Annotated in this window: 8 protein-coding genes; 5 read left to right on the top strand and 3 right to left on the bottom strand. The window is 59.1% G+C overall.

Annotated elements, in window-relative coordinates; genetic code table 11:
* Positions 1–247: 247 nt before the first annotated feature.
* Positions 248–580, bottom strand: a complete 333-nt coding sequence (locus ACW9JE_RS27220) for a hypothetical protein (RefSeq protein WP_224541822.1) — start codon at positions 578–580, stop codon at positions 248–250.
* 197 nt (positions 581–777) lie between these two features.
* Between ACW9JE_RS27220 and ACW9JE_RS27215 the strand changes: the two genes are divergently transcribed.
* The 4 genes from ACW9JE_RS27215 (at position 778) to ACW9JE_RS27200 (ending at position 4,569) form a co-directional block, all read left to right on the top strand.
* Positions 778–1,014: a hypothetical protein gene (locus ACW9JE_RS27215; protein ID WP_224541820.1), complete on the top strand. Its 237-nt coding sequence runs from the start codon at positions 778–780 to the stop codon at positions 1,012–1,014.
* Positions 1,015–1,309: 295 nt separating this feature from the next.
* The gene (locus ACW9JE_RS27210) at positions 1,310–2,869 is read left to right on the top strand and encodes a multicopper oxidase family protein (protein WP_457434519.1); all 1,560 of its coding nucleotides are present in this window, start codon (positions 1,310–1,312) and stop codon (positions 2,867–2,869) included.
* Complete coding sequence (locus ACW9JE_RS27205) at positions 2,866–4,002, top strand: hypothetical protein (protein ID WP_224541817.1); 1,137 nt, start codon at positions 2,866–2,868, stop codon at positions 4,000–4,002. Before ACW9JE_RS27210 ends, ACW9JE_RS27205 begins: the two co-directional genes overlap by 4 nt.
* A 3-nt stretch (positions 4,003–4,005) precedes the next feature.
* Positions 4,006–4,569: an SCO family protein gene (locus ACW9JE_RS27200; RefSeq protein ID WP_224541815.1), complete on the top strand. Its 564-nt coding sequence runs from the start codon at positions 4,006–4,008 to the stop codon at positions 4,567–4,569.
* 133 nt (positions 4,570–4,702) lie between these two features.
* Here the strand turns inward: ACW9JE_RS27200 and ACW9JE_RS27195 are convergent, their stop codons facing one another.
* Positions 4,703–5,638: a Ppx/GppA phosphatase family protein gene (locus ACW9JE_RS27195; protein ID WP_457434518.1), complete on the bottom strand. Its 936-nt coding sequence runs from the start codon at positions 5,636–5,638 to the stop codon at positions 4,703–4,705.
* Positions 5,639–5,862: 224 nt separating this feature from the next.
* On the opposite strand from ACW9JE_RS27195, the gene ppk2 reads away from it, so the two are divergent.
* The gene (gene ppk2, locus ACW9JE_RS27190; protein WP_224541824.1) at positions 5,863–6,756 is read left to right on the top strand and encodes a polyphosphate kinase 2; all 894 of its coding nucleotides are present in this window, start codon (positions 5,863–5,865) and stop codon (positions 6,754–6,756) included.
* Here ppk2 and ACW9JE_RS27185 read toward each other — a convergent pair.
* Positions 6,734–6,915, bottom strand: a 182-nt coding sequence (locus tag ACW9JE_RS27185) for a hypothetical protein (RefSeq protein ID WP_457434517.1), incomplete at its 5' end; no start/stop codon positions are given. The genes ppk2 and ACW9JE_RS27185 overlap by 23 nt on opposite strands.

Raw genomic sequence — 6,915 nt, 5'->3', positions numbered from 1 at the left:
AAAAGCGCTTGGTTACTTGGCGCTTTTCCAAGTGACCCGCCGTAAGGGCGGAACCAATAGCGGCCGTTACCGCAAAAATGGATATGTACCCAAAAGCATCGCGAGCAGGCTCGCTCCCACAATTGAACCGAGTACATCCACAAGAGTCAGGTCGGTTATCAGGCCGCCATCGCTGGCAAGCCAGCTCCCACAGTTGAACGGGGGACACCCGAGAAAACAGGACGCGGGCAAGCCACAGGAACCTCTTTCAAGCCGTAGACATGGCAATCGTAATGAACACCGTAGTAACAGTCGTAAGCGTCAGCCCAAACAAAAACAACCCATCCGCAATCCGCTCCAACCGATGATTACGTTTGGCCCTGCGCGTACGCAGCGCCCAATACGCAATCAAACAGGTCATCAGATAAATGATCGCATTGACCGCCAACAGATTCTGCCCGATCAAATCCTCCTGGCGAATATTGATCACCACCCGAAGAATCCCCACCACCGTCAGACAAACCCCCACCATCGCCCCGGACGAGGCGAAGATGTGGACGCAGATATCGTCATCCAGCGAACTGTTGCGCTCGGCTGTCATTGATACACCTCGTCATCACAAAGAACGGGCCCCGATTAGCGTAATCCACACCTTTGAATCGGCCCGCCCTGCAGGCGAAATTCTGATAGCCGGTGCACTTGCCCAAACGACCAATGGCTTGGCGTAAACCAGTCGTTGCAACTAGTTTTTATTCTCTAATGCAAGCAATAGCCCAATCAGAAAAGGAGCCTTCAAAAATGCGCGTACTCAGAACAGTCCTCATCGCCTCATTGTTAATCACCGGTGCAACGTCTTACATCGGTATCGCCCACGCCGAAGACGATATCGAGAAAGACGTCCGCGACGGCATGCGAGACCTGGACCACGATGTCGATCGCGATGGAAAAGATATCGATAAGGAAGCAAAGAAACTGGATAAAGAACGGCACAAGGAAGACAAACATCTTGATAAAGAGGAGAAGAAAGATCTCTGACTGTTTCAACAAAACAACACTATTTGATAACCAGCCTTTGCATCGCCCACTGATGTAAATGACAGGTTTAACTTCTGAAAGATGCAACTCATCGGATAGTGAATAGCAGAAATTCGCAAAAACTTGCGTGCCATCATTGCTGTTCTAGACTGCGAAAAGTTGCGCGCAACAGCCTGTATCTCATACAGGATGCGGGTTGGCGCGGTGTGGCCGCGGCTCAGCTACGGCAACACACAGGCAACACACAGGCGAACTGCATTCGTAGTTCATCGGCAGGCCAACGAAGGTCGCGATCATGCCCAGAGCTTTCAGCGTCCGTCCCCTTGCACTGCGCGCGAGCCTGCTGGCTATCGCGTTGACCGGTTGCTCAACGCAGCACGCCAGCGAGCCCGCCTCGCCACCTCTGCGGCAGAACCCCGAGTTCACCTACGATGCCAGCGGCGTGACCCATGCCACGCTGACGGCGGCCGAGCAGCAGGTGAATGTGGGCAATGAGCGCTACGTGTCCCTGGTGTTCAACGGCGATTACGATTCGCCGCTGATTCGCACCCGGCCGGGCGGAACCATGGCGATTCGCCTGGACAACCGCATGGACGAAATCACCAACCTGCATTTCCACGGCATGCAGGTGTCGCCACTGGATGAAGGCGACAATATTTTCCGCGTGACCCACCCGCACAAGGTCGGCGAGTACAACGTCAAGTTGCCGCTGGCTCACAGCCCCGGCGCCTACTGGTATCACAGCCATTTCCACGGCGGCTCCCAGCGTCAGGTCTCGGCGGGGATCGCCGGGCCGATTCTGGTGGATGGCATGCTCGACCCCTTCCCCGAACTCAAGGGCATCAAGGAACAGGTGCTGGTGCTGCGCAACTTCCAGAAAACCCTGACCGGCAAAGTCGCCAGCGAGATCATCACCAGCGCACCGTCGATCCGCACGATCAATGGCCAGGAAGTGCCCACCATCGACATCAAGCCCGGGGAAACCCAGCTCTGGCACTTCATTAACATTGCCGCCAACCAGTACTTCCGCATCAAGATCAATGGCCAGACGATGCAGGTGCTGTCCCGCGACGGCAATACCGTGACCCGTCGAGTCGATGCCAAACAGGTACTGATCGGTCCGTCGGCGCGCTTCAGCGTGCTGGTGGTCGGGCCGCCAGCCGGCACCTATGAAATCGAAGCAGGTTCAGGCAACACCGGGCCGGCGGGCGATCAGTACCCGGCGGCCAAGCTGGCGATCCTGCGTTCCAGCGGCGCGCAGGTCGCGACCAAACAGATCACCAGCGCCTACCCGCCCGCCGAAGACTTCAGCAAGATCGCGGTGAACAAGACCCGCCAGTTCGCCTTCCAGGACTCGGACACCGACCCCAACGCGTTCCTCATCAACGGCACGCGCTTCGAGTTGGACCGGGTCAACACCACGGTAAAACTCGGCGATGTCGAAGAGTGGCGGCTGTTCAATCCATCCCAGGAACTGCACCAGTTCCACATCCACCAGGTCGATTTCCAGGTCACCGAGATCAACGGCAAGAAGGTGGAGTTCAGCGGCTACCGCGACAACGTGTTCATCCCCGCCACCGGCTCGATCACAGTGCGCATCCCCTTCCGCGATCCGGTGATCCTCGGCAAGTTCGTCTACCACTGCCACATCCTCGAACACGAGGACGGCGGCATGATGCAGGCGATTCAGGTGGTCAAGCCGGAGGACTACGAGCAGGCGGTCAAGCTCGAACCTTTGGGCGGCCTGTACGGTGAAAACAACCAGTTGTGCTCCTACCTGCGCAACACCGGACAGGACCCGAAAGCGTCCAGCCCGCTGGTCAAGTCGCAGGTCGATAAGGGGTTCGCGCCATGAACAACTATCGCCTGGCAATGTTAGTGATGGGATCGGTGTGCGGCGTCGAAGCCACCCTGGCCGATGACGGGCAGTACCCCAACGTCGGCATGGATTACGACGCGACCTTCCAATACGACCACGTGCATTCCGACTCGCCCCAGGGCGGCAATCGCAACAGCACGGACGCCTACCCGGACATCAACGCGACCTTCTACTTCCGCTTCACCCACGATCAGCAGATCCAGCTGTCCGCCGAGATCAACCCCATCGACGGACCGGAGCCTGGGCAGAAGCGTTTCTTCGAGGACGTGGGCCTGGTGATCAACGACCTTAACTACTACCAGAACAACGCCAACTCGGCGTTCATGGTCGGCAAATACCACGTGCCCTTCGGGCGCGCCCAGGACCAGGCACCCGGCCTGTACACCGAGGATTTCGTCAGCACCTACGATCTGGACGGCATGCTCGGCGGGACGGTTGCTTACCGCTTTTTCGACCAGCGCCTGGGGATGATCGAGCCGAACGTCAGCATCTACACCGCGGACAATTCATTCCTCGGTCGTCCATACTTGCGCCATGGCGAGAAGCTGGAGCGCAGCGACGGCGGCCCTTCCAACACCGGCAAGCTCGACTCCTATGCGGTGACGGTGAACTGGCTGGCGATTCCGGCGATTCCGTATCTGGAAATGCAGGCCGGCTACATGTTCAACAAACAGGCAGAGGACGAGACCCAAGCCACGCCGCCGGGCGAGGACGATGAGACCATCAAGATCGCTTCGGCACGCTACATCTGGGCCTGGGAGCCGAGTACCGATCTTGAGCCGACGCTGGAGGGTCGTTACTTCGATATCGTGCCCTTCATCGAATTCGCCGATGTGGAAAGCGAAGGCGGGATCAAGGGCAACGACACCCGCTACCTGACCACCTCGCTGACCTTCGATTTCGGCGACTGGTCCGTCGGCGCAACCCGCACCGACAAGCATCGCGAATCAACGGGTGGCGCAGATCGCCAGGACTACCTGAACGAGCTGAGCGTGACTTACAACATCACCGGCCAGATCAAGCTCGGGGTGTCCGCCGGCACCCAGAAAGAGGACGGCCAGATGTCCGAACTTGTGGGCCTGGCGGTGACCTATTCCGGAGGTTTTTAAAGGATGAAGTGGCTGATAGCACTGCTGTTGACGGCAATGACCGCGAGCACCCTGGCCGCGACCCGCACCGATATCGGCGGACCGTTCCAGTTGACCAATCAGAATGGTCAGCGGGTCAACGAGCGCAGTTTTGGCCAGCCGGCGCTGCTGTATTTCGGCTTCATGACCTGCCCCGCGATCTGCCCGACCGACCTTGCGAAAATGGCCCGCATCAGTCGCCAGTTGCAACAGCAGCAAGGCATCAGCGTACGGCCGATCTTCGTGACCATCGACCCCGAGCGGGACACGCCGAAAAAGCTCAAGGAATACGTGAATTACTTCGCCAGCGATTTCGTCGGGCTGACCGGCTCGGCGCAGGAAATCACACGCATCACCGATGCCTATCACGTGTACTACAAGAAAGTGCCCACCGGGGACAAGCCGGGGGATTACATGATGGATCACTCGACCATTCTGTTCCTGCTCGACAGCCAGGGGCGCTACCTGAAGCATTTCGGGCGGGGGCTGGATGAGAAGGAAATCGAGAAGCAGGTGGTGGCGGCGTTGGCGGATGCGGCTGGTCGCTAAAACCGTTCACCGCCCCACTGTAGGAGCGAGCATGCTCGCGATGGAGGCACATTCACCGTGGGGTGTCAGGCAGCCAGCGTTATCGTTGACGTCCATCGCGAGCATGCTCGCTCCTACAGGGGGGATGTGTACTTCAGTGCCGCGACATGAGGCCGTGAAGGACACCAAAACGCAGGCCCGGCTCCGACGGAGTCATGTGGTTGATGCCGAACACCTTGAACGCCGCAAGCATCAGCACCAACCCACCCGGCAGGATGCTCATGCGATGAGTCTGCAATCCCGCCAGCTTGAGCTTCTTCACGTGCCCCACTTCCAGCAGCCGCAACGACAGGCGCAGCAAACCGCTGTAGGTGATGCCGTCCTGGCCTGGATCGTTGAGGCCATTGGCATTGAGAATCCGCGCCAGCATGCGTGCCGTGCCTGAAGAACCAATGGTCTGCTGCCAACCCTGGGCACGATAGCGACGGGCAACCTTGTCGAACTCTAGGGTAGCGACCAGCTCCGCTTCGAGCAGCGCCTGGGCGGTGATGCGTCCGCCGGCAAAGTAGCGTGCACCGAAAGTGCCGCTGCCGATGGCGATACTCTGGGAGACCAGCGGCTCACTGCCCCGCCCCAGAATCAGCTCGGTCGAGCCGCCGCCGATATCCACCACCAGCCGCATGCTCTCGGCACAGGGATTTCGGTGGGCCACGCCGGCATAGACCAGTCGGGCTTCTTCCTGCCCGGAGATGACGTCGATGGGAAACCCCAGGTGGCGTTCGGCGCTGGCCAGGAACAGATCGGCATTTTCCGCTTCGCGCAACGCGCTGGTTGCAACGGCCCGCACTCGCCCTTGCTCAAAACCTCGCAGTTTCTTGCCGAAGCGCGCCAGCGCCTGCCAGCCGCGATCCAGTGCAAGCTCATCCAGCGCCCCGCCCTGAAACCCTTCGGCCAAGCGCACAGGCTCACGCAGGGTTTTCAGCTCGCGAATCATGAACGCCTGGTTACGCTTGACCGGCTGGCCGATCATCAGGCGAAACGCATTGGAGCCCAGGTCAATGGCAGCAAAAAGGGAGGCGTCACCTTTCATGGTTGAGGTTCCTGGCAGTTTTTCTTGTCGGCCCGGCAGCGGCGTTGCACCGCACGCTGAAGCTATTCGCGACGATCCTGCCACGTACTCGGTGACATCCCGATGACAAGCCAATTAAATCTGCCATCACCTGTTCGTCACTACACCGTCACATACCCCGACATAGCATGCTGATTTCCACCTTCGTCGGAGTTCTGACCATGCTGTTGACCAACGACACCCTGATGCAACGCATCCACCGCGAGCTGCTCGACCACAGTGACGAAGAACTGGAACTGGAGTTGATGGAGGACGATCACGACCTCGGCGCACTGTTCAGCGATCACCTGGGCGACAGCCCGCAACGGCAGGAGCGCCGGCAGTACTTCAGCGAGCTGTTTCGCCTGCAGGGCGAACTGGTGAAGCTGCAGAGCTGGGTGGTGAAAACCGGGCACAAGGTGGTGATTCTGTTCGAAGGTCGCGATGCGGCGGGCAAAGGTGGCGTGATCAAGCGCATCACCCAAAGGCTCAACCCGCGGGTCTGCCGAGTTGCCGCCCTGCCCGCGCCCAACGACCGCGAACGCACCCAGTGGTACTTCCAGCGTTATGTCTCGCACCTGCCGGCCGCCGGTGAAATCGTCCTGTTCGACCGCAGCTGGTACAACCGCGCCGGTGTCGAGCAAGTGATGGGCTTCTGTAACGAAGACCAGTACGAAGAGTTCTTCCGCACCGTCCCTGAGTTTGAGCGGATGCTCGCGCGCTCCGGCATTCAGTTGATCAAGTACTGGTTCTCGATTTCCGATCAGGAACAGCATTTGCGCTTTTTGAGCCGCATTCACGACCCGCTCAAGCAATGGAAACTCAGCCCCATGGACCTGGAATCCCGCCGGCGCTGGGAGGCCTACACCAAGGCCAAGGAAATCATGCTCGAACGCACCCACATCGCCGAAGCCCCGTGGTGGGTGGTGCAGGCTGACGACAAGAAAAAGGCGCGGCTCAACTGCATTCATCACCTGCTGAGCCAGATGCCGTATGAGGAAGTGGAGTTGCCAGCGATCGAACTGCCGGAGCGTGTGCGTCAGGAAGACTACTCGCGCAACCCGACGCCGCCGGAAATCATTGTGCCGCAGGTTTACTGAAGATCTGGCCGTAATGAATTTGTAACCTTGCTGCCGCAATACTGACGGCATACACCGCGTGCTTTTCCCGCCGCCCTTTATGGGCGGCTTTTTTTTGCCCGCCGCTTAACTGAAATTTCTGCGAACCGCTTGTCTGTGGGAGCGAGGCTTGCCCGCGAA

This window comes from Pseudomonas sp. SDO55104_S430 (assembly GCF_054070595.1).
Note: the sequence above shows the minus strand (reverse complement) of the source record. Positions and strands in the feature narration are given on the sequence as shown.